Below are 23,152 nucleotides of genomic sequence, written 5' to 3' on the forward strand. Positions count from 1 at the left end.
AACTTGGCTCAGTAGCTCAGTTGGTTAGAGCACGGGACTCATAAGCCTGGGGTCGTTGGTTCAAATCCGACCTGAGCCATATTTGATTAAGCAAAATATAAAGGTTCCAGCTTCTAGTCATGAGTAGTATTGGATAGCTGGCGTTGCTGAGCTAGGAATCACACGACTTTGAGTCGTCTGAGGTTCAATAATTCAGCATAAATTGTTCAAAATGTACCCTTAAATGCAGCATACGCAAGGGTAACAATAATTGGAACAATGATAGGAATAATAATAATTAGTCCCGTTTTGCCAAAACGGATTTTTTGCCCATCCGCTTTTAGAACAGCAATTACACCTGCGGTGGCCATTGAAATCCAAATAATTCCAAAAACGATAAAGATAGTAAATGTTGAATCATTCATAGTCTTTTTGTACTAAGCTGTCACGTATCTAAGTTGCACATCTTTTTGTATGGACTGTTAACGGTCAGCAATCAACAAACTTAGGAAGTGATTGTGTAATTTAAAGGCGTAATAGCTTATGACTTATTTTCTCAATGCTAATGCCTGCTGACTCATTTGCACTACCTCTGTGTTCTCCAGGTGTTTTAAAGGTAGGAAGTAGGAGATTGGAATAGGCAAAACTCACAACCAAGCTGGACGATTGATAATAAAGGCAGGTGTTATATTTGCTTTGGTTATGTACTTAACTTGGTTAGACAGCAATAGTTGGCTACTTGAAATCGGCAATCAACGGGTACTGATTGACCCTTGGCTAGTTGGTTCATTAACCTTTAGTAACTTGGATTGGTTGTTTACAGGCTCTAAATCTCAAGAACGCCCAATACCAGAAAATATTGATTTGATTTTGCTGTCTCAGGGTTTAGAAGATCATGCTCACCCACCGACGCTGAAGCAGCTTGACCACAAAATTCAGGTTGTGGGTTCTCCTGGTGCTGCAAAAGTAGTGCAAGAATTAGATTACACTGCTGTGACATCCCTGACTCATGGGGAAAGTTTCACGTTAAATAATCAACTAGAGATTACAGCTTTTCCGGGCTCTCCAATTGGCCCTACCCTCGTAGAAAATGGTTATCTCCTCAAAGAGTTAGCAACTGGTTTAACACTCTATTACGAGCCTCACGGTTATCATTCTCCCCAAGTTAAACAAGTTGCAGCAGTTGATGTCATTATTACACCAATAGTTGATGTGGCACTGCCTTTGCTGGGGCCGATTATTAAAGGAACAAACAGTGCATTAGAAGTGGCAAAATCTTTACAACCACAAGTAATGCTTCCCACAGCAGCCGGAGGAGATGTGATGTTTGAGGGATTGCTCATGAAAATATTGCAAGTTAAGGGGAGTGTAGAGGAGTTTCGTTCGTTACTAGAAAAGAATAATCTGAAAACCCAGGTGATTGATCCTACTCCAGGCGATCGCTTTGAATTACGCTTAGAAAAGCATAAAACTCTACCTACAAGGGGATAGAGTTTGGTCAGTGGTCAGTGGTCAGTGGTCAGGGGTCAGTGGTCAACCGCTTTGCAAAAGCCAGTAGTCAGTAGTAAAACGGGTGCATCCACTTTCGGCAAATAACCCCTCAGACTAGAAGTCTGGGGCTAGACAAACAAAGCCTGCCTCCGCAGGCTCAACACAATCCACGCAGGTGAATTTGGTTTTTATAGCCGCGATTTCTAATCGCTTGGTATTTCTTTCAAAAGTGGATGCTCCCAGTAAAACTTATGGCGTTGCGATATTAAATCAAATTAAAAACAACTAACAACTGACAACTGACAACTAACAAATGACAACTGACACGCTTAGCGTAAATAAAATCAAAAACTAAACGCATGTTATCTTTTCCTATCCCTGTTTTTTTTAGTTCATACTGGAATAATAGCTTTCACTTAGAGCATCATTTACAAACATTTTTGAATTTAGAGCCAGACCTTTTACAAGCTAAGCTGCTTGCAGGCCAACAAAAGATGTCTGATTTAGGTCAGAATGATTTCCAATGGGAAACAGCGACAGAGTTTTATAATAACCAAGTAGGTAGTAACTATTTATTTGATTTAGCATCTTTTCATTTAGGAAGCCAAGACTATATTCGAGATACCTTATGCTTAATTGCAGATCAAGCTGATGGCAAAGTACTAGATTTTGGTGGAGGTCTTGGTACTCATGCGATCGCAGCTGCTCTTTGCCCTGAAGTAACGCAGGTAATCTATTGTGATATTAATCCTATTCATTGTGAATTTGTCAAATATCGGGCAAAAAAACTGGGGTTAGAGGATAAACTGACTTGTTCTCCACAATTTACTACTACAGAAACTTTTGACACTATTTTATGTTTTGATGTTTTAGAACATTTGCCAGATCCAACTCAACAATTGTTAGATTTTTATAATGTTCTCTCATCTAACGGCAAGTTAATTGTCAATTGGTACTTCTCTCAGGGATTGAATAATGAGTTTCCTTTTCATACAGAAGATCCACAAGTAATAGAAAAGTTTTTTCGTACAATTCAACGACATTATTTAGAAGTTTTTCACCCTTATTTAATTACAGCTCGTTGTTATAAGAAGTCACTAGAGCCTATTATTTAATATGGGGCATAGAGCATAGGGAAGAGTTACATTAAGTTTTGATTTTTTGTTTTGACTCGCTGATATAACTCCTCCATTGTTTCAATAAAAGAATTATTTTTTGACCAGAAAGCAGGGAAATCTCCCTGTTTTTTGATCAAAATTGCCGATACACCGCTAGGGGTGGGAACTTCAATAGTTTGTGGTAATCGCTTGGTTCCTAACCAAAATTCCCTTGCAGTTGGCTTTTGATCAATAGATTGCTTTTCTAATTGGGTATAAAAAGAGGTGGAATTTTCTAAAGAAATTTCTTTAGCTTTCAGTTCTTCTGCAAGTGCTTTACCTAATGGGGAATCAGCGAGTTTTGCTTGCAGTTCTGCTTGAGATAATCCTCTTAGTTCAAATAATAAAAATGGATTGTTATCTAGTTGTGAGGCTACTAGATAATAAACTCCGGCAATATGCTTACAAGGATTAGCATAATCTGGACAAGAACATTTAGTAGTGAAGTCTTTACTACTATGGGGTAATAAGTGTAATCCCAAGCGAGAAAAAGTATCTTCAATATTTTCTGGCACTTCATTAAGCAGTAATCGAGACACAATACTAGCTTTGGAAGAAAGTTTTTTAATAGCTTCATTCCAGCTTGTTTTGGCAATGGGTTTGATTTCAATGTTTATATTATATGTTGGTTCTTTATAAACACCAAAATAGGGATTAATTGAGCCTTTAACTCTAGCAGTAATTCTATTTTGGTCAATATCAAAACTCAAAACCTTACCGCCAGTTGCATAAGAACGTCCTCGTTTGAGTCGATTATCATCTGTAAAATCTTCTAATGCTTTAATAAAGCGATCGCCCCACCAAGTCCGACTAAATTTAGTCATAAAAACTACTCCAAAATTGCACTTTTATTTAATGCGATTAATTGCTTAAAGGCTTCATTATTTAATTCTGTTAACCATGATTCATCACTACCAACCACAGCAGAAGAGAGTTTTTTCTTATCTTCTATCATCTGGTCAATTCTTTCTTCTAGAGTACCAATGGCAACAAATTTATGCACAAAAACATTCTTTTTTTGACCGATACGAAAAGCTCGATCGGTTGCTTGATCTTCAACGGCTGGGTTCCACCAACGGTCAAAATGAAAGACATGGTTAGCTTTAGTTAGGGTAATGCCAACACCACCTGCTTTGAGTGAAAGAATAAATACAGATGGTTCTGTATCTGGTTCTTGAAATTCACTAATCATCTGTTCGCGGCGCTTGCGGGTAGTGCCGCCATGTAAGTAGTAAGTATTGCAATGCAGATGATGTTTGATATGCTTTTCGATGTTTTCGCAAACTTCAGTAAATTGGCTAAATATTAGTAGACTTTCTCCTTCGGAGACTGCTTCATCTGCCATTTCTGCTAACCGACTGAGTTTATGCGATCGCTCGGTGGAAAATTCACTATTATCTTGTAAAAACTGGGCTGGATGATTACAAATTTGTTTCAATTTCATTAAAGTTGAAAGTATTAATCCTTTACGTTTAATACCTTCTGTTTCTTGTAATTTTTCTTCTACATCTTTGACTACTAATTCATAAAGTGATGCTTGTTCTTTTGTCAAGTTGGTGTAGAGTTTTTGTTCAACTTTATCAGGCAAATCATTAATAATCGATTGGTCTGTTTTGACGCGTCGTAAAATTAGAGGTTCAACTAACTTTTTGAGGGTAGTTGATTTCACGCGGTCGTTATCTTTTTGAATGGGAACTTCAAAAGACTTACGAAATTGAGCTTCTTTACCCAGATAGCCGGGATTAAGAAAGTTAAAAATTGACCACAAATCTAGTAAGCGGTTTTCTACAGGCGTTCCTGTTAACGCTAGCCGATGTTTTGCGGAGAGTTTAAGAATAGCTTTAGTTTGCGCGGCTTTGGGATTTTTGATGTTTTGTGCTTCATCTAAAACTAGGCGTTGCCATTCAATACTATTTAATAACTTCTCATCTTTGCGGGCTAGGGTAAAGGAAGTAATGATGACATCATGCTGTTGACAGGCAAGTTTAAACTCTTTAGAGTCTTGCAGGCGATCGCTACCATGATGCACCATAGTTTTTAAATGAGGTGCAAACTTGGCAATTTCTTTTTGCCAATTCCCCACAACGGAGGTAGGTGCAATTAACAGTGTTGGTAAAACAGTTGACTGTAAATCCTTCTCTTGTACTAATCTCGCAATCACCTGTACCGACTTACCCAAACCCATATCGTCTGCTAAACAGCCATTTAAACCCAAACGTTCCAAATATTCCAGCCACGAAACGCCGCGTTTTTGGTATTCTCTCAAGTTTCCTTGCAGATTTAATTGGTCAGAAATTGGTTCCAGTCGGCTTTTATCTTGGAGCTTTGCTATCATTTCTGACAGCACATCATCATGTTCAATTTCCCATTCTTCCCCAACTTCGGCACTGCGTTGGAGAAATTCCAGCAAATTCATTTGGGGCTGTTCATCGCCGTGAGATTGCCAAAATTCGAGTAATTGCTGCATTTTATCTCGATCTAGCTCCATCCACTGACCGCGAAAATGCACTAGGGGAGATTTGGCATTAATCAGTTGTTCCCATTCTTGGGGGGTGACAACTTGCTCACCAATCGCTAACTCATATTGATACTGTACTAACGAATCTAAACCAAAATAGCTTTTTGTCTCACCCTTAGTTGGGGCAAGTTTACGTCCTGATGCTTGCAGGCGAATTTTAGCGCGACGGCGACCTGCGGGAGTATACCAAGCAGGTACAATTACTTTAAATCCAGACTCTTCCAGCACCCAAGCACTTTCTTTGAGGAAGTCAAAGGCTTCATCTAAAGTCAGTTGCATATCTGTAGGTTGGTCTGTTTCTAATCCTTGCCACAATTTGGGATACATTCTGGCTGCGTAACCCAAACTTAACAGCAGATTAGTTTCAAATTCTTTGCCAAATTGTTTGTAGACATCAGTTTTAGCAGTTTTATTCATATTCCAGTAGTCTGCCAAAGCCAGCTTCAAAGAAGGGTCTTGTTTGTTAGCTACCAAAAACTGCATTTGCCAGTTATCTATCTTTTCAGTAGGAGGGGAATGTAACTGAAAGCAAAGATGAAAGGGAGAGTCTGCTTGAGTGCGGGTAATTTTAGCTTTCCAAGCTTGCCATTGCTTGTATTCTTCTAGTGCAGCATTTTTTGTTAACGGGTTATGTCGCTGGGGATAAAAGCAATAATCAATGAGAGAATCGGCAATTTGTTTGTCAAAAGTGGCTGTAGAAGGTGTGTGCGTTACCAAATTGTTAAGTACAGATTCCGAAAAGTGACGCAACAAAGTTTCTTTATCGAAAAACTCAATGCTACTGGCTGTTGTAGAACCTGCCACACAAATCAGCGGCATGTAATCAAGGTATTTTTGAATATTAGCTGTGTATTCTTCAGAAATAATTTCCCAAGTGGCGTAGATTTCAAATGGCGGCAAAGTCGGCAGTTTGCTTTTTTTCTTAGTCGTTTTAGCTGCTAACTGCCGATATTTCAACGCCGGAATATATTGATCTTTGAGAATTATTTGCTTAAAAGCTTGGGTGTAGTGATACCAAAACAACAAATCGGAACCAAGTTGAATATCACCAGAGTTATACAGTGCTAAAAAATGAATGTCGTTGAGGAATTTAATTACGTTGATTGCTGGTTCGGCTTTAGTAGATATCACCGTTTGATAACAATCTACTTGCCAATATTGAAATTCCTCGTAATCTTCAGGAATTTCCACTTCTAAATACTTAATTAATTCGGGTGAAGGGAGGGGTTGATTATTGATAGTTGGCAGGGCAAAGTATTTTGGGGATATCCGCTGACTTAATTTAGGCGCTGGTTCTTTAATTCCCAACTCTTGGTTTAGAAATGCGATTAATTCATCCTTTGGTAAATGTCCAGGATGAGTGTTTTGATGATTAGCACGGCTTTTTTTTACGGTAGAGGTTTCTACCCACAAGCAAAAAGCACCTGACTGCATAAAGTCGGTGTCTGCATTTGGTATCCAGGTGCCATGAAGGACTTTCATAGTTGCAGTGCCTCTGGATGAGTGAGAAATTTTAGTGGTTTAGAATTACTTTACCAAATGAAAGTAACAGTAACGTTTTTACTTTCTACTAAAGCTACCTTGTACACCCAAGTTTTTTAGAGTTGCTGCGTAACGCAGGATAGATTAATTTTTACAAGTCGATGTATTGGCATTACAAGTCGATGTATTGGCATTGCAGGTCAATGTATTGGCATTACAGGTTGATGCATTGGCATTACAGGTCGATGTATTGGCATTGCAGGTTGATGCATTGGCATTGCAGGTTGATGCATTGGCATTGCAGGTTGATGCATTGGCATTGTAGGCCGATGTATTGGCATTGCAGGCCGATGTATTGGCATTACAAGTCGATGTATTGGCATTGCAGGTCAATGATTTCTCAACTTTATTCCAATTCAGTGCTTATACCGTGCCAGAATCGCTGTGATTATGAGTAGAAAGATATCAAATCTGATACTTTTAACGCAATGTTATTAAAAATAGGTGGTATTGTAGGAGCGATCGCTGCTTTATTCAGTAATGGTACTGCGATCGCTGAAGATATAGAAAGATATATCACAGTGGGACATGATAAATTAGGCAACCGTATAGCTCTAGATATAGAAACTATTAGTGGCACGACATATAAGCTTTATGGCATGTATGGTGATGGTATTTTTGAGACTACATTCTCGGCATCATGCGGACAATCACGGCTTTTTCTCGATCACATTGCCATTTACGGCTCAGAAGGACAGGTACTTCAAGAAGAGCAGAAAAAAGGGGAAGTAGCTTTTGTCGCCAGTTCTTCCCCAGGTAAAGCAATGCAAATTGTGTGCAAAAATATTGGTGCTAGTGGTTGGTAATTCGTAATACTTCGGCTGCGCTCAGTACAAGTTCGTAATTCGTAAATTAAAATTTGATCTCAATACCTTTTAGTTAAGCCAAAAAGCCTCATGTAGAGACGCGATTTATTGTGTCTAATTTAATCGCGTCTGATAAGACTAAGGGTAATCCTGGTGTTGTGGTTAATTCTGGGGGTGGAATCTGTCGTGTTGAGCTTCTAAGATATTGCCCATCAAAAGCAGGAGGGACTACCTTCATCCGATGAGAGATACTGTAAAAGCGGTGAGTTTGTTGAGTTTTCTGCCGTTCTTGAATACTTTCATCGGCAATTTTTTTCCGCAGTTTGATAATAGCATCAAGAACTGCTTCTGGTCTGGGGGGGCATCCTGGTATATAAACATCAACTGGAATTAACTTATCTACACCGCGAACAGCAGAGGGAGAATCTACACTAAACATACCTCCTGTAATGGTGCAAGCTCCCATTGCAATTACATATTTGGGTTCTGGCATTTGCTCATACAGACGTACCAAGTTAGGCGCATACTTCATTGTGATTGTGCCTGCGGTAATCATCAAGTCTGCTTGTCGAGGAGTAGCACGGGGAATCATGCCATATCGCTCCATGTCAAAACGAGATGCATAAGCAGCCATGAATTCCATAAAACAGCAGGCTGTACCAAACATCAGGGGATACAGGCTAGACATTTTTGCCCAGTTGTAGAGGTCATCTAGCGTTGTAAGAATGATATTTTCAGATAGTTGTTGTGTTACTTCGGGAGACTCAATTGGATTGATAGTTGTATTTGTCATGGGTCGAGTACCCTAAAATATTGAATAAGTTTTTCAACAATGGCAGCTTTGGCGATGTTCGTCGGAGAAATGCTGGCAATTGCTGGTGAAAAATTGATATCTTCAGTTTCTAATCAAGCTCAAAAGTTTACCAGTAAAGATCAAGGTGTTAAGGTGCTAACTTAAGCTCTGCGACACAATCATAGTTGTCATAAATGCGCGAACTCCTGAAATGAGAAAGTAATCAAGCATTTTGCTTGTTGTCTCAAAACTAGTAAAATTAACTTCAACTTAGCTTTAGCCTTGTAATCCAATGGAATTGCCCAAGCAAAGACGCAGGCGTGGTGTTATCCTTAGCCATCCAGGATTTCAAAAGCTTCAGGAGGCTAGGCATCAAGCCGAGATTTTAGAAAATGATGGAGCCAGATTTACCTTAGAAGAACTGAGCGATCGCACTCAATTAGCTCCTTTTACTGTTTCCAAAATTCTGGCGCGAGTAGAAGGAGTTGATAAACAATCTCTTAATTACTTTTTTAGAGCTTTTAGCTTAGAACTGACACCAAGCGATTATGTCAGAGCAGGTATTGAGGAAGGTTCTAGAAAGCGGGAAAATTTAAATACAGAGACTAAAAAAACAATTAAAAATTTAGTGGACTGGGGTGAAGCTGTTGATGTGTCCATTTTTTTTGGACGCATAGATGAACTTAGTAAGTTAAAATACTGGATTATCAACGATCGCTGTCGTTTGGTGACACTGCTAGGGATGGGTGGAATGGGCAAAACTTCCCTATCAGTAAAACTAGCACAGCAGATTCAAGAGCAGTTTGAGTTTGTGGTGTGGCGCAGTCTCCGTAATAGTCCACCTCTGGGAGAACTGTTAAAAAACCTACTCCAATTCTTCGCCAGTGGACAACCAATCAATTTATCGGAAAATCTGCAAGTTCTTATCTCGCAATTCATGGCACATTTGCGATCGCACCGTTGTCTGGTAATTTTGGACAATGCAGAATCAGTTTTAGATAGTGGTGAGCAATCGGGACACTACCAGCCTGGATATGAAGACTATGGACAACTCCTGAACCAGATAGGAGAAACAACACATCAAAGCTGCGTATTGTTAACGAGTCGAGAAAAAGTCCCAGAAGTTGCAGCCTTAGAAGGAGAAAATCTGCCAGTACGTTCATGGCAACTAACGGGCTTGAGTGCGATTGCTGCTTTAGAATTGGTAAGAACTAAAAATTTCTTTTGTGGCTCAGATATAGATTGGCAAAACTTAATTCAACACTACGCAGGTAATCCCCTAGCTCTTAAGATTATTGCTACTACCATTCAAGAGTTATTTAATGGCAATAGCGCTGATTTTTTTGCTCACGGTTCTACTGTTTTTGGTAGTATATACGACTTACTCAATCAGCAGTTTCATCGCCTTTCATCTCTAGAAAAAGACTTGATTTATTGGCTAGCAATTAATCGAGAAGCTATCACATTAGCAGAGTTATGTGCTGATTTAGTTTTACCTGTATCATCCATAAAATTGTTAGAGGCGTTAGAGTCTCTCAATCGGCGAAGTCTGATTGAAAAAAAGACAATCCCAGAAACTGCTGTCCACTTTACCCTCCAACCTGCGGTAATGGAATATGTGACAGATCAATTCATACAGCAGGTGTGTGCAGAAATTCTGGGGAAACCTGTGATCAATTCTCCACTTTTTAACAGCCACGCTCTCATTAAAGCTACTACCAAAGATTATCTGCGAGTTGTCCAAACTAAACTTATCCTTCAACCTGTAATTGAGCGCTTGTTACAAAAACTGCGAACTAAACAGGCAATTGTAACTCGGCTCACGCAGATTTTGCACACACTTAAACAGTCATCTCCCTATACCGAACCGGAACCCGGATATACAGCTGGTAATATTCTTAATCTTCTCTGTCACCTGCAAATTGATTTAACTGGTTATGACTTTTCTTATTTGACAATTTGGCAAGCTTATCTTCAAGATACTCCTTTGAAGAAAGTTAACTTCGCTCATACCGATTTATCAAAATCTGTATTTGCAAAAACATTCTCTACAGTCATTTCTGTAGCATTTAGCCCGGATGGTAAAACTTTAGCAACAGGTCATTTCGACGGTTATTTTCGATTATGGGATGTCGCCGGCGGTCAACAGTTAATTGCCTATCAAGGACATGTCGGTTTGATTTGGTCTATTGTTTTTAGTCCAGATGGTAACATTTTGGTTACTGGGGGGCAAGACGAAAAAATTAAACTTTGGAATGTTACAACTGGACAGTGTGAGAAAACTTTAGAAGACCATCAAAGTGGAGTCGTTTGTGTTATCTTTACCCGTGATGGGAATACATTAATTAGTAGTAGTCACGACTCTAGCATTAGGCTTTGGAATCTGAGCCTGGGAGAATGCACCCAAATATTGCAAGGACATAGCAGTAGAGTCTGGTCAATAGCGTTTAATCTACAAGGCGACATCCTTATTAGTGGCAGTGAAGATCACACTATCAAACTCTGGGATTTAGCTACAGGCTCATGTATCAAAACTTTATCAGGACATACTGACTGGCTCAAGTCGATCGCTTTTAGTTCATCAGGGATACTTGCCAGTGGTAGCTTAGATCGAACAATTCGACTTTGGGATATCAACAGCGGTAATTGTATTGGCGTTTTAACAGGACATTTAAATGGCATACTAGCGATCGCCTTTGTCAAAGATGGAAGTATCTTAGCTAGTTGTAGTATTGATGGCACGATTCGACTTTGGGATATTACCACACAAAAATGTCTTAAAACCCTGCAAGGACATACTAATTCTATTGATGCGATCGCTGTTAATTCCCAAGGAACCCTGATTGCTAGCGGTGCTGATGACTTCTCACTGAGGTTATGGGATGTTACCAGTGGGGAGTGTTTGCGGACATTTAAGGGCAGAAATAACTGGGTAAAAACTATAGCTTGTAGTCCCATTTTACCTAGTGCTTCTCCTCAATCAAAGATGCTACCGATGATTGTAAGTGGTAATGAAGACCGTACCGTTAGATTGTGGACAGCAGAAGGTGAATGTCGTGTTTTATCTGGGCACACAGATTTAATTTTTGCTGTAGACTTTACTCTTGATGGTAGTACTATCGCTAGTGGTAGCGCAGATCAAACAATTCGGTTATGGGATGTAGCAACAAATCAGTGTACCAAAGTCTTGCAAGGGCATACAGGTATGGTGACAGGAGTCGCATTTAGTCCCAACGGTCGTTTGTTAGCCAGTAGCAGTTATGACAACAACAGTAGATTGTGGGATGCATTAACAGGACAACTTCTTGATACTTTTCCAGTACATCTAGGAATGTCAGTGGCTTTTAGCCCCGATGGCACAAAATTAGCATTTGGTAGCTTTAATAACACAGTGAATATTTGGGATATTGCCACTCGACAATGTTATCAAACCTTTACAGGACATCGTAATTGGGTTTGGTGGATTGCTTTTAGTCCTGATGGCCGGACTTTTGCCACTGGCGGTAGCGTCGAGGGAATCATCAGATTATGGAATATAGAAACAGGAAAATGTCTGCATATTCTCCAAGCCCATCGAGATATGCTTTGGGCGATCGCTTTTAATCCTGATGGTACAATCCTAGCTAGTAGTAGCAGTGACGGTACAATCAAACTTTGGGATATCGCAGAGGGTCGCTGTATTGCCACCCTAGAAGGGCATAATACTTGGGTCATGTGCATTGCTTTTAGCCCTGATGGTAATATCCTTATTGCTGGAGGTGGGTATGCTGCGATTAAATTTTGGGATATGCAGACGAAAAAGTGCATTACCACTCTCAAAGCAGAACAAATGTATGAAAAGATGAATATTTTTGGTGTTACAAGTTTGACAGAGGCACAGAAATCAAATTTGTTGACTCTTGGCGCAGTTGATATCCTAGTATCCAGGTAGCCTATTCGTATTGGTAAATACGAGAATACATTAGACATCCAATCAAATAATTTAAGCACGCTGTCACCATAAAATTTAAGCTTCAAATGGAAATAAAGTAAAACCCCAGAACTGGGAATTTCTGGGGTTGTTAACCTGACCACCTTTATATTTGTAATTGAAAAATCTTTAAAATGCCCCCTCTCTCAAAGACATAAATATCTGATTTGTGTCTGATACATATTTAAATGTGTTTCTACACGATTGATCACAAATTTGTTTTAATTCGTAGATTATTCTAGGGCTGGAGTTCATGTATTGTTAATCCAGAATAAACACAATATAAAAATTATACTTTTTCTACATTTAAATATATTAAAATAAAGGATATAACTCAATAGCTTATGTCTAAATACATGTTTTATTTGCCTTGATTTATAGACAGATATGATTGAAACTAAAAACATCATGTACCACATGATTGTAGCCAAAAAGTGACAGAAAGCCTTACTAATGTCCGCAAATGCGGACATTTTTATGTTTATACATTCGGTTAAGTAAGATATATAGATTATGTCCAAATAATTAGTATTTGCTACTTGATTTTTTAAGCTTGTTGATCAACAATGAATATACAATCTGACAAGATTGTTACCCATAAAAGTAACAATTGCCCCTTACTTTTAGTCCGCGATCGCGGACTTTATTTATTTTTATTAAACTGTTTATTAAGATAAATAAATCTTAGTAAAATATTTTTTTATAAAAATATTAAATCTACTCAAACTTATTCAAGATTTGGACAATAAAATTTTAAAACCCTTGATGTAAAATTTAGAAGGCTGCACCTTTTATTTTAAAATCGGGTATAAATATTTAACTGCTTATATGTAGCGATCGCTATGTGCAAATTTACAGCAAATGTAGCAAAACAATAATCATAATCTAAATTCGGTAAGCTAGAGTAAGCTACTGCGATACCATTTTTATAATGTAAATCACATAACATCAGCTTATGCAGCCAGATTCTTTAGCAACTGAGGTGATTCTGACACATCCGCGTCAGTCACTCGGCAAAGTCCAACTCGATTGGACACCCCAACCAGGAAACTATCTCGATTTTGAAGGTAAAACTTACGCGGTTTTAGAACGCCGTCACAGATACCAACTTAAATTAGGACGTTACCGCTTAAACAATATAGCCCTGTATGTGCAATCTGCTCAAAGACCAGCAGAGAAAAGTTTAGTAGCAGGACGTTGGGTAGTAGGTGATGCCACTTGTCGCTACAATGCTCATTCTGAGATTATTCGCTGTGCAGTCAAACCAGACGGGCCTTGTGAATGTTGCCATTTCTACGAAAAAACCAAGTAAGACATCTTTCAACCTTCTGCAAACACTTCTCCTACAGCTAAGCGAGTACCATTAACAAAATCCCATCCCGATTGGGGACGTTTGCCAGCTGGCTGAACTTCTTGCAACAACAACAAACCCTCGCCAGTTTGAGCGATTGCTCCAATTCCCTTGGCGATGCTTACTACTTCCCCTGGATTACCCGATAGATTTGATAAATCAGGCAGTTTTTGAAGTATGCTTTGTAAATCTTTTGGTAGTTGGCGATCGTAGGCAGAACCAAGGGGAATGGTAGCCGTTATCTTTAGTGGTTGGTTGCGAAATGTAGTAATGCAGTTTGGGTAAAAGCCTCGAATTTGATTGTGTAATTGAATAGCACTTTTTGACCAATCTAACCCGTAATTTTGCTTTTGAATCAAAGGTGCATAAGTCGCTTGCGAATTATCTTGAGGAATCGGTTCAATTTTCTGATGTTCTAGTTTCCAAAGAGTTTCTAGCAATAAATCTCCACCAATTGCAGATAGCCTATCGCCTAAATCTTGGGCATTATCTAATAATCCAATGGGTGTAGTTGCTTTCAGTAACATTGCCCCAGTATCCATACCTGCATCCATTAACATTGTGGTGATGCCTGTTTCCTTCTCATCGTTATACAGACACCACTGAATCGGAGCTGCACCTCGATATTTAGGTAAAATTGAGCCATGTACATTAATACAACCCAACTTCGGCATATCTAAAATTTGTGGCGATAAAATCTGTCCATAAGCAACAACCACAAACACATCTGCGTCTGATTCTTGGAGTTTGGTTAAAGTTTCAACGTCTTTTTTCACTTGTTGGGGTTGCCATACTGGTATATTATGAGCCACGGCAACGTTTTTGACTGGTGAAGGAGTAAGTTTATTTCCTCGCTCCCGACGTTTATCTGGTTGAGTAACGACTGCCAAAACTTCAAATTCTGGTTGATTTAGTAACTTTTCTAAAGTGGGGACGGCAAACTGAGGAGTACCAAAAAAAACTACTTTCATTAGTTTTGAGCCAATAGTCAATACTAACCACTGACAAATGATAGCTGATACCACAATTTTCGATCAGGCTTTTGCAAGGCAAATTTATTGTTATGCAATTAGATGGCGTGATCTTGGCGGAATTGATGTTTATTTGGTAAGCTTATGAGCAAGTTGTTAGCAAATAACCTACTATTAACAGTACACTTGTAAGTTTATTTGGCTAGAAGTGTAGTTGTGTTCTCAAATAGGATTGTATTCTCGCATTTTTGACAGATTGTTAGCAATTTCCATTTCATGGTGGATGCTAACGGTGCTTTTCGAGTATTATATGTTGTGCGTCATCTTTCCCAGCTTTTAAAGTAACGCCTCACTTCTACCGTTATCAGGGTCTGTGCTGTTGTAGCAGGATATAAATAGGGAAGTTTCCTGCGGTTTAGCTGTTGCTAACGCCATTCCCAACAGTTCAGCATATTCTGCTCCACTTCTGTGCTGCTAGTATCTGTGGCTTACACGATATGCTTAATACTTTTTAACCAATGCCAATTATCTGGTGCGGTTGGATATTAAAAGCAGCAAAAGTCTATTTTATCCAGTAATTATTTAATGAGTCTGCGTCTATTTTGTGCTGGTGTTTTTTACGTAAAATATCGTAAATGGCAGGTAAAAGGGTGAACAATGATACTGAACTTTTGTAAAAATCTACAAACTTAAAGAAATTATCTCGTTAAACCTTTGAGTTTGTTGTTATACCTGTAATCATCACCTCCCCTTTGCTACATAGTCATTGCTCCTTACACAGCAACCACCCCTCTACTCTAGAGAGTCCACACATGCTTAAACCCCTCTTGCTGTCAGGATGGTTCCGCGTTCAACCATTTCTCAATTATGTTGTTGTTGTGATGCTGATTGCTCCCTTAATTGCAGCATCAGGTCACTCTACCTCAGCGAAACAATCGCAAGCAGTAGCAAAAATTGCTTCTGAGACTGGAGACTCTGACTTTGTACCACAGGAAGTGGCTACTATTAGCCAACCTGATTTAGCTGAAATATTAAAACCATCTGAAGTTTACTCTGGAACTGAAGAGTCTGACTCTGCGCGGTTGACAATGGATGGTGTTGGGGAAGTGCCAATATTACAAGAAGACAAAATAGAGTCTTTGGTAGTAGAAGATTATTCCGTATCAAGTAGCAATTTAGCTACTGCTGATACATTGGCAGCAGTGGAACTCGCGCCGATCCCAGAGATGCCTGTTAATAAATTAAATGTAATACAAAAATTAAAAGCTGCAAAAATCCAATCTTTGACAAGAGAAAATAATTCTCTATCCAAGAAAGTTCCTGTTGTTAAATCATTAGCAGCAGTTCACGTTGCGCCAATAACACCAATTCTTACAGAATCGCAACCAAATTCCACAACGGAAGTACCAATCACAAAACAACCTGATCAAGAACAAGCAGTACAAGCAGATCCAATAGGAAGTCCTCATCCGATCCCTTGGAAATGGATTTTAGGAACTCAGGAGACTATTGGTGCCAAAGGTAGTTCTGGAGTGCGCTATTACCGTAGTGTGCCTGTGATTTCTCCTGATGGAAAGTATGCGGTTTATAGCAGGGTACAAATGGAAGTAAAACCCGAAATGTACAACAGCAGGGTTACTAGTGTTCTATTTGTAGAAGATAAACAAACTAAGAAGTTGCGGGTGATGGCTTCTACTGCTTCTGTAAACGATCCTTTATTAAGTACAAATGTTGCATCGTCAGAACAAGAAGATAAAAATGGCAAAATAGGGGTGTTAGTTCCTGTTAGCTGGTCGGAAAAAGGCGATCGCTTTTTAGCCCGTAAGTTTGAAGGGATATTTAACACAGGCGATGCGACAGATCATGCAGTAATTTGGGATCGGCAAAAAGATCATGCCAATACTGTTGCTCCATCTCAAGAAGAAGATGGGCATGAGAAAATTGCTGTGTTATTAGGTTGGAGTAAAAATCAACCAGATCGCGTTCTGTTCCGTGCAGGCGAAATGGGAGACGAAAACTGGCCTTTGGTACAAGTTGGCACTGACGGTAAGACAATAAATACCACAGATACAGATCAACCTATTACCTTCGGTCAAAAAATTACAGAAGTTTGGGCAGGGCCACAAGTCGCTTCTAGATAGTTTACAGAAAATTTTATCGTTTCCCGTTGTTACCCATAGTTAACAATGGGAAATTTGTTTTCGAGAACGATTAACTTTCACCTTTTAGTGGATCGTGTCCCCAATTCATTAATGAGTAGCGCCAGCGTGTATTTTCAACATCACCTCCAGGCTGCTGTGCTGAGTGGCGATGAATGTAACTAACGACTTTTTTGATATGCGATAAATCATCATCTGTATAACTATCTTTGTTCTTTTTTAGCAAATCGATGATGCGCTTACCGGATTTGTGCCCAATTGATTCATCGTCATTTTTCTTTTGTCCCACAGATTGAGATTCTTCTGTTTCCAGCCAAGATGCTAGTTCCTTTGGTGTCATGTTGACTGAAGAATGAAACTCATCTATTACTGATTCGATTTCTTTACTCATAACGCTACATTACTCTTCAATTTTCTCTAGGGCATCAAGTTTATGAGCAGCTTCTTTTCCAGTTTTGTCGCTTTTCACTAGATACTGTGGATTTTCCTTTGAGGCAGCAACATGATGTCCACCAATATCTATAGGTGAAGTTAATTTTTTTTCTACCTTACCAGTTGTTTCACCCTGTGCCGTATTCCACTTCACCTTATCGCCTTTCTTTAATTCTTCAGTCACGAATTTTTCTCTTTGCTATTTTATACATATTTATTGTGTTCGGGTGGCCAGAAAAAATTAATCAGCCGAACGATAGAAATGGGTGGCTGATCATCTGAAAAACAAGATCCCCGACTTTTTTAAAAAGTCGGGGATCTGAGTCTAAGCTAAATGAGGTGGTTTTTGAGAAATTTCAGGTGCAAATCAATCGACTAACTCAACAATTCCAGTTCATTATTGAAATTGATCGCCTCAAGCAAATACTTCGCCAAACCTTGCTCACCGATGGATCGCGCCGAGAAAATAGTGCAGAACATTCTTGGCATTTGGCGATGATGGCGATCGCATTAGCAGAATATACTCCAGAAGGAGTTGATTTATTTCATGCCATCAAAATGCTACTGATTCACGATTTGGTAGAAATTGATGCTGGTGATACCTTTTGTTATGATGTCCAGGGTAATCACAGCAAGGCAGAAAAAGAAGCTCAAGCCGCCTTAAGGCTGTTTGGAATTTTGCCCGCAAATCAAGGTAGTGAGTTACGTTTACTCTGGGAAGAGTTTGAAACAGGGAAAACACCCACAGCTAAGTTTGCCGCAGCTTTAGATCGCATACAACCTTTATTGCATAATCAGCAAACTGAGGGCGGAACTTGGCGTATTCATGGCATTAGGCGAGATCAAGTGATGAAACGGGTAGCGCCTGTAGAAACAGGTGCGCCAGAACTTTGGCCGTTTGTTCTTCAACTAATTGAAGACTGTGTAGCAGCAGGGTATCTGCAAGAATCTTCAGCAGCCCTTTAAATTCAAGACTGATGCGCCGAAATTGCTTGCCATTCAGACTGTGAGAGGGGTTGCACTTCTATTTCCATACCAAAACAATCACAAGCAGCGGCAATCAAAGCTGCAATAATGTTTTCGACCTTAAAATTTTGGGGAAGTTGCACAGTTGTAGAATGTTCTGCACCAAATACTTGAGCAAACAATTCTGCATCTTGGTTTAGGCGAATTGAACCATGTTGTAAAATTGCTTTTCCGCGTCGCAGTTGGGCACTACCAATGAATTTGGTTTCATCTGGTAAAACTAAATCTGCACCTGTAGCAGTGCCAAAACAGTTAGGGTTGTGGATATAGCCTCGCCCAGCTGTACCATAGTGTAACTCAACGCCAAGCGATCGCCATCCTTGAATCAAAAACTCACAAATTTTTTCGTATGCCTGGAGGCGACTACCAGTTAGCCCCGATGTGATGACGGCATAAGTTAAATCACCTTGGTGTAGTACTGCTCTACCGCCAGTAGCACGCCGCACTAAATTTAGCTTCTGACCTTGCCAAGTCAAGTTTTGCCAATATTGCGGATATTGGCGTTGATGATATCCCAGAGAAATAGCAGGTGGCGACCAAGTGTAAAAACGCAGAGTTGGGGGATGGTGGCCAGACAAGTGTTGCTCTAACAACCACCCATCAATTGCCATCTGCACATCACCAGAAGTTTCTAGTAAAGGAATGAGTCGCCACACTTTAAAATTCAAGAGTTAAAAGTTAGTTACTTAGTCAACATAATTCGTAATTCATATTTACGATTCTAGGGGACTGAAACCCATTTAATTACGAATTACCCTCCGGGTTCGGTAGTCCCCCATCGTCGGGAACCGCCAAGACGGGGGTTACCTCACGAATTACGAATTAGTAATTATTTAGTCAAGCTCCACCAAATTCAGCTTGTAAAGCTTCATCGTTGTCATCAGCGATCGTGGCTACGATAGTAATCAACCGAGAAACTTCCGCAGGAGATAACTCCTCTAGAGTACGTGTTGATATCACAACCACTTGATTGTCAATAATACCAAAACGGGCTTCAAGAGTGCCAGAGCAGTTCATTTCCAAAAGATGCCGCATCAACTTGGGTTCATCTTTAGCAGGTAACTTTAGTACTACAGACCACACTGTTATGGTGTCTTCGTCAGTTTTGCCAGTAAGTTGTACAAACACTTCCACACTGCCATACTTAAACTTCCAGAGATAACCGCCCTCTGGCGTGTGGCTGACCATTGCACTGTCATCTTGTTCTAAACTGTCAATGACATTTTCGATGACATCTACATGATTAATGCTTGTTGTCTCCATAATGACAGCATTATCGAGTTCGTTGCTAGATAGGGTTTGTTGGTAGCTTGTCATACAGATTTTTGTCTCAATATACTAGCTGTTTGATCTACACATACTTTATAGCTTGTGGGCGCAGTTAGTTTGAGTCCCCTAAGTGATATTTTGGTCATTAGTCATACTAAATTAAGTTTTCTGTGAATACTTGAGTAAAAAATAATACTAGATATTTATGTAAGCAATTACTTGTAAGATATTTTAACTGTACTTGCTATCCAAAAAGTGAGCAGCACAGCACGCTTTAAAGTCTAACGCAGAAAAACATGTCCGAGCCTATATCATCTATCTTTCAAACCGCGCAAAATCGTGATATCCGCCAGTTGGGTATTAACCCCAATCATTGGTATGTGGTTGCACGTAGTGATGAAGTCACAAATAAGCCTTTAGGTGTGACAATTTGGCAACAGGCGATCGCACTCTATAGAGATAGTCAAGGACAAATCCACGCTTTAGAAGATCGCTGTCCCCATCGTCAAGTGAAACTTAGTCATGGTCAGGCGATCGCTGATGAATTAAAATGTGCCTATCACGGTTGGCGCTTCAATTCTGAGGGCAAATGTACAACAGTTCCCTACTTAGCAGCAAATCAGAAATTACCAAATTGTAAAATTCGTCATTATCCTGTAATAGAACAAGACGGTTTTATTTGGCTATTTCCTGGTAATGTTGAACCTTCTACAGAACCTTTAGGCTTACCAGAATGGGAACATTTAAATTATATTGCCACAGTTGCAATTATTAAATGCAATGCTCATTATTCTTATTTAATTGAAAATTTGATGGATATGTATCACGGACATTTGCATCAAGATTTGCAAGCTTGGGCAGAAGCAACATTGCAAGATATAGACGAAGATGCTAACCGGGTGGATGCTCATTATCAAGCACAAAGTTATTATAAAATAGATAAAATTTGGTCTATATCCCAGCTATTTTTCCCTGCTTTGCGGCGGCTACATCCTGAGCCATTGGATGTAAGTTATATTTATCCTCACTGGGTTTCTACTTTGGGAAAAGATTTTAAAATTTATTGTTTATTATGTCCAGTAAATGAGATACAAACAAAGGCTTATTTGATTCATTTCACTTCATTAAATGCCTTTTGGCGATTGCATAAATTGCCTATTTGGTTTCGGCGATTTGTGAAAGATAGTTTGTTTGGTGCAGCGCAAAAGTTACTTGATGGTTTAGTTGTTCAAGATGTGCAAATGATTGAGGAAGAACAGCAAGCGTATTTACAAAATTCTCAAACACGGAATTATGAATTTAATCGGGCATTGGTGAATGTACAAAGGTTGATGAAGAATCAAGTTGATAATTCGTAATTATTAACTCGATTGTATCTATTTTTAGCAGCGGGATAGCGCAAGCGATCGCATAATATAAAACTATTATCCGTCAGTAATTTTTACATTATTGATGTCACCAAAATTAGTCACAGAAGAAAAAGTTTTGCGCTAAAGGTAAAATTGTTGCCAAACAAGAAGACCAAATTATTTGATTTGGAGCAAATCGAGCTTTTGGCATTCTGAATAATCCAATACTTGGGACAATTTAAATTTACACCCTGATCTATTTTACTAATACTAAAAAATACAAGTTATTTAAAAATAAAGTATTTAGTTATACTGTTAATTTATTGATTATAGCGCTTGTATTTATGTTTTCTAAATCCAAAATAATTTTATCATGGCTGACGCTATTGCTCAGTTTTGGCAGTATATTTCTCAGTTCTTGGATTTTTCTTCCTGCTCCCAATATGTTCTTATTGACTTTAGGGGTGGGAGCGCCAGAAATCAGCCCTTGGTTATTTTTATTAAATTTGCTTTGTTTGTTACTTGCTTTTTTTTACATCCATCGCCGTCAATTACAGCGTCTAATTTGCATTATGAGTTTAATCGGATTGCTAATTTGTGGATGGGTACTGGTGAATATACCACTAACTCAAATGCAGATGGCTAGGGCGATGAAACAAGGATTGGGAGGAGACTATTTCAAGCAAATTCCAGCCCTAGTCAGCGCTCAAATGCAAACCCATCCTTTTAATTTAGTTAATTTTTTTAGAGGTATTCCATCCAGTAAAACACGTCATCAAACAGGTATTCTCTTTGCTAAGCCTGCGGGAGTGCCTTTAACAATGGAAGTTTACCAACCTCCAGAGATAGGGAAGTATCCAACCTTGGTAGTAATTTATGGTGGAGCTTGGCAACGTGGCAATCCTGGAGCCAATGCTGAGTTTAATCAATATATAGCTAATCGTGGATATACAGTATTTTCAATTGACTATCGACACGCACCTCAATATCAATTTCCAACTCAATTAGATGACGTGCGTACAGCCCTTGATTTTATTCGTGAACATGCAAGTGAATATGAAGCAGATCCACAACGCATGGTACTTTTAGGTCGTTCTGCGGGAGCGCATTTAGCTATGCTAGCGGCTTATCAACCAGATGCACCACCTATCCGTGCTGTGGTGAACTATTACGGCCCTGTTGATTTAACTGAAGGATACAAATCACCACCAAGTCCAGATCCCATAAATACCCGCGCTGTATTAAGAAGATTTCTCGGTGGTTCCCTTGAAGAATTACCCAATCAATACAAAATTGCTTCACCAATAAATTACTTGACCCGTCTCATACCACCAACTTTGTTAATTTACGGTAGCCGCGATCATTTAGTAGAAGTACGATTTGGCAGACAGATGTACAAACGTTTACTTCAATCTGGTAAAACTGCGGTTTTTCTCGAAATTCCTTGGGCAGAACACGCTTTTGATGCTGTTTTCAATGGTGTAAGCAATCAATTAGCTTTATATCATACCGAGAGGTTTTTAGCTTGGGCAGTAAATTAGCGATCGCAAATTACGAATTACGAATTACGTAGCTTGCTTCTCGCCAAAGGCGAGTATTACGAATTACTGAGGCCAGCGCCAATTATAGCGATTCCATTCATAGATGCCTTGAATTTCATACTCAGCACCACTGTAGAAACGGACAGTGCAATTGGTAGAAGAATCATCACCATTGTTAATTTCGTTAACCTCAAGGACGATGCAACCAAACCATTCCCGCTTACACGGGCCATTTTCTTGTACCCATTCCCACATGGCATTGGAAACCTCAATGCGATCGCCTACTCTCAGTTTCAGTGCATCTTCAAAGTAAGAATACTTGTCGAAATGACATGACTGCAGACGATTTAACCATTGTAAACCGTAGCGTTGGCGAATAAATTTTACTTCTCCGGAGTCATTGTCATGCAGCCAATCGTTGAGTAATTGCACTTTCCAGGTGCGGTTTTGTTGTTCTTGTGTCTTGACGAACTGTAAAAATATCTCTAATTCTTCTGGTGTCAGGTCATCTAAGGGATTGGCTACATCTGACGTTCGAGATTTAGAATTTCCCTGAATTTGCTCGACTACTTGTAGTAATATCTGTTTTTGTATATCAGTGAGAGGACAGCTTGCTGCATCACAACTATTAAAGGCTGCTTGCAAGGCTGTTTCAATCTCATCTGGAGTCATAATTTAATGGAAATTTAAGGGTTTGTTTCCTTAATTATTACAAACGTTAAATTCAAGTCTACAACCCCCAAGTAATTAAATTCAGGTAAGCTGGGGTTACAAGTTGCATATTATTTAGATTAAATC

The 23,152-nt window shown here is 39.2% G+C and carries 21 protein-coding genes and 1 tRNA gene; 12 read left to right on the forward strand and 10 right to left on the reverse strand.

What is annotated here, in order from left to right; genetic code table 11:
- Positions 1-5: 5 nt before the first annotated feature.
- Positions 6-79: transfer RNA gene (locus I8751_RS05780), tRNA-Met, on the forward strand.
- 127 nt (positions 80-206) lie between these two features.
- Here the strand turns inward: I8751_RS05780 and I8751_RS05785 are convergent.
- Positions 207-404, reverse strand: a complete 198-nt coding sequence (locus tag I8751_RS05785; RefSeq protein ID WP_214438226.1) for a hypothetical protein — start codon at positions 402-404, stop codon at positions 207-209.
- Positions 405-681: 277 nt separating this feature from the next.
- Here I8751_RS05785 and I8751_RS05790 point away from each other — a divergent pair, with 277 nt between their 5' ends.
- Both I8751_RS05790 and I8751_RS05795 read left to right on the forward strand, forming a co-directional pair.
- Positions 682-1,470 carry an MBL fold metallo-hydrolase gene (locus I8751_RS05790; RefSeq protein ID WP_214438227.1) on the forward strand — a complete coding sequence of 263 codons (789 nt, stop codon included), beginning with the start codon at positions 682-684 and terminating at the stop codon, positions 1,468-1,470.
- 359 nt (positions 1,471-1,829) lie between these two features.
- Positions 1,830-2,585 carry a class I SAM-dependent methyltransferase gene (locus tag I8751_RS05795; RefSeq protein ID WP_214438228.1) on the forward strand — a complete coding sequence of 252 codons (756 nt, stop codon included), beginning with the start codon at positions 1,830-1,832 and terminating at the stop codon, positions 2,583-2,585.
- A gap of 26 nt (positions 2,586-2,611) precedes the next feature.
- Here I8751_RS05795 and I8751_RS05800 read toward each other — a convergent pair whose 3' ends face one another.
- A complete protein-coding gene (locus tag I8751_RS05800; protein ID WP_214438229.1) occupies positions 2,612-3,451 on the reverse strand; it encodes an SWIM zinc finger family protein in 840 nt (279 codons plus the stop codon).
- Between the two features lie 5 nt (positions 3,452-3,456).
- The gene (locus I8751_RS05805; protein ID WP_214438230.1) at positions 3,457-6,627 is read right to left on the reverse strand and encodes a DEAD/DEAH box helicase; all 3,171 of its coding nucleotides are present in this window, start codon (positions 6,625-6,627) and stop codon (positions 3,457-3,459) included.
- Between the two features lie 166 nt (positions 6,628-6,793).
- On the opposite strand from I8751_RS05805, the gene I8751_RS05810 reads away from it, so the two are divergent.
- Together I8751_RS05810 and I8751_RS05815 are read left to right on the forward strand one after the other, a co-directional pair.
- Positions 6,794-6,952, forward strand: coding sequence for a hypothetical protein (locus tag I8751_RS05810; RefSeq protein ID WP_214438299.1), 159 nt, complete (start codon positions 6,794-6,796; stop codon positions 6,950-6,952).
- 163 nt (positions 6,953-7,115) lie between these two features.
- The gene (locus I8751_RS05815) at positions 7,116-7,493 is read left to right on the forward strand and encodes a hypothetical protein (RefSeq protein WP_214438231.1); all 378 of its coding nucleotides are present in this window, start codon (positions 7,116-7,118) and stop codon (positions 7,491-7,493) included.
- Between the two features lie 88 nt (positions 7,494-7,581).
- Here I8751_RS05815 and nuoB read toward each other — a convergent pair whose 3' ends face one another.
- A complete protein-coding gene (gene nuoB / locus I8751_RS05820) occupies positions 7,582-8,286 on the reverse strand; it encodes an NADH-quinone oxidoreductase subunit NuoB (protein ID WP_214438232.1) in 705 nt (234 codons plus the stop codon).
- Between the two features lie 39 nt (positions 8,287-8,325).
- Here nuoB and I8751_RS30025 point away from each other — a divergent pair, with 39 nt between their 5' ends.
- From I8751_RS30025 to I8751_RS05830, 3 genes are all read left to right on the forward strand, one after another.
- The gene (locus tag I8751_RS30025) at positions 8,326-8,451 is read left to right on the forward strand and encodes a hypothetical protein (RefSeq protein ID WP_263973479.1); all 126 of its coding nucleotides are present in this window, start codon (positions 8,326-8,328) and stop codon (positions 8,449-8,451) included.
- 127 nt (positions 8,452-8,578) lie between these two features.
- Positions 8,579-12,217, forward strand: coding sequence for a WD40 domain-containing protein (locus tag I8751_RS05825; protein WP_214438233.1), 3,639 nt, complete (start codon positions 8,579-8,581; stop codon positions 12,215-12,217).
- A 994-nt stretch (positions 12,218-13,211) separates the two neighbouring features.
- The gene (locus tag I8751_RS05830; protein WP_214438234.1) at positions 13,212-13,568 is read left to right on the forward strand and encodes a DUF6464 family protein; all 357 of its coding nucleotides are present in this window, start codon (positions 13,212-13,214) and stop codon (positions 13,566-13,568) included.
- Between the two features lie 8 nt (positions 13,569-13,576).
- Here I8751_RS05830 and fmt read toward each other — a convergent pair whose 3' ends face one another.
- Positions 13,577-14,578 carry a methionyl-tRNA formyltransferase gene (gene fmt / locus I8751_RS05835; RefSeq protein ID WP_214438235.1) on the reverse strand — a complete coding sequence of 334 codons (1,002 nt, stop codon included), beginning with the start codon at positions 14,576-14,578 and terminating at the stop codon, positions 13,577-13,579.
- 812 nt (positions 14,579-15,390) lie between these two features.
- Here fmt and I8751_RS05840 point away from each other — a divergent pair.
- Complete coding sequence (locus tag I8751_RS05840; protein WP_214438236.1) at positions 15,391-16,719, forward strand: hypothetical protein; 1,329 nt, start codon at positions 15,391-15,393, stop codon at positions 16,717-16,719.
- A 70-nt stretch (positions 16,720-16,789) separates the two neighbouring features.
- Here I8751_RS05840 and I8751_RS05845 read toward each other — a convergent pair whose 3' ends face one another.
- Both I8751_RS05845 and I8751_RS05850 read right to left on the reverse strand, forming a co-directional pair.
- Entirely contained in the window at positions 16,790-17,128 is a 339-nt protein-coding gene (locus I8751_RS05845) for a DUF3140 domain-containing protein (RefSeq protein ID WP_214438237.1), read from the reverse strand.
- 9 nt (positions 17,129-17,137) lie between these two features.
- Entirely contained in the window at positions 17,138-17,353 is a 216-nt protein-coding gene (locus tag I8751_RS05850) for a hypervirulence associated TUDOR domain-containing protein (RefSeq protein ID WP_214438238.1), read from the reverse strand.
- A gap of 176 nt (positions 17,354-17,529) precedes the next feature.
- Between I8751_RS05850 and I8751_RS05855 the strand changes: the two genes are divergently transcribed.
- Positions 17,530-18,135, forward strand: coding sequence for an HD domain-containing protein (locus tag I8751_RS05855; protein ID WP_214438239.1), 606 nt, complete (start codon positions 17,530-17,532; stop codon positions 18,133-18,135).
- A 2-nt stretch (positions 18,136-18,137) separates the two neighbouring features.
- Here the strand turns inward: I8751_RS05855 and I8751_RS05860 are convergent, their stop codons facing one another.
- Both I8751_RS05860 and I8751_RS05865 read right to left on the reverse strand, forming a co-directional pair.
- A complete protein-coding gene (locus I8751_RS05860; protein WP_214438294.1) occupies positions 18,138-18,806 on the reverse strand; it encodes a lipoate--protein ligase family protein in 669 nt (222 codons plus the stop codon).
- A gap of 226 nt (positions 18,807-19,032) precedes the next feature.
- The gene (locus tag I8751_RS05865; RefSeq protein ID WP_214438240.1) at positions 19,033-19,512 is read right to left on the reverse strand and encodes a YbjN domain-containing protein; all 480 of its coding nucleotides are present in this window, start codon (positions 19,510-19,512) and stop codon (positions 19,033-19,035) included.
- A gap of 248 nt (positions 19,513-19,760) precedes the next feature.
- On the opposite strand from I8751_RS05865, the gene I8751_RS05870 reads away from it, so the two are divergent.
- On the forward strand, positions 19,761-20,822 hold the full coding sequence (locus I8751_RS05870; RefSeq protein WP_225893982.1) for an aromatic ring-hydroxylating dioxygenase subunit alpha: 1,062 nt from the start codon (positions 19,761-19,763) through the stop codon (positions 20,820-20,822).
- Positions 20,823-21,157: 335 nt separating this feature from the next.
- Positions 21,158-22,354 carry an alpha/beta hydrolase gene (locus I8751_RS05875; RefSeq protein ID WP_214438241.1) on the forward strand — a complete coding sequence of 399 codons (1,197 nt, stop codon included), beginning with the start codon at positions 21,158-21,160 and terminating at the stop codon, positions 22,352-22,354.
- 63 nt (positions 22,355-22,417) lie between these two features.
- Here I8751_RS05875 and I8751_RS05880 read toward each other — a convergent pair whose 3' ends face one another.
- Entirely contained in the window at positions 22,418-23,026 is a 609-nt protein-coding gene (locus I8751_RS05880) for a hypothetical protein (protein WP_214438242.1), read from the reverse strand.
- Positions 23,027-23,152 lie beyond the last annotated feature (126 nt).

Source organism: Atlanticothrix silvestris CENA357 (assembly GCF_016056295.1).
Lineage (GTDB): Bacteria > Cyanobacteriota > Cyanobacteriia > Cyanobacteriales > Nostocaceae > Atlanticothrix > Atlanticothrix silvestris.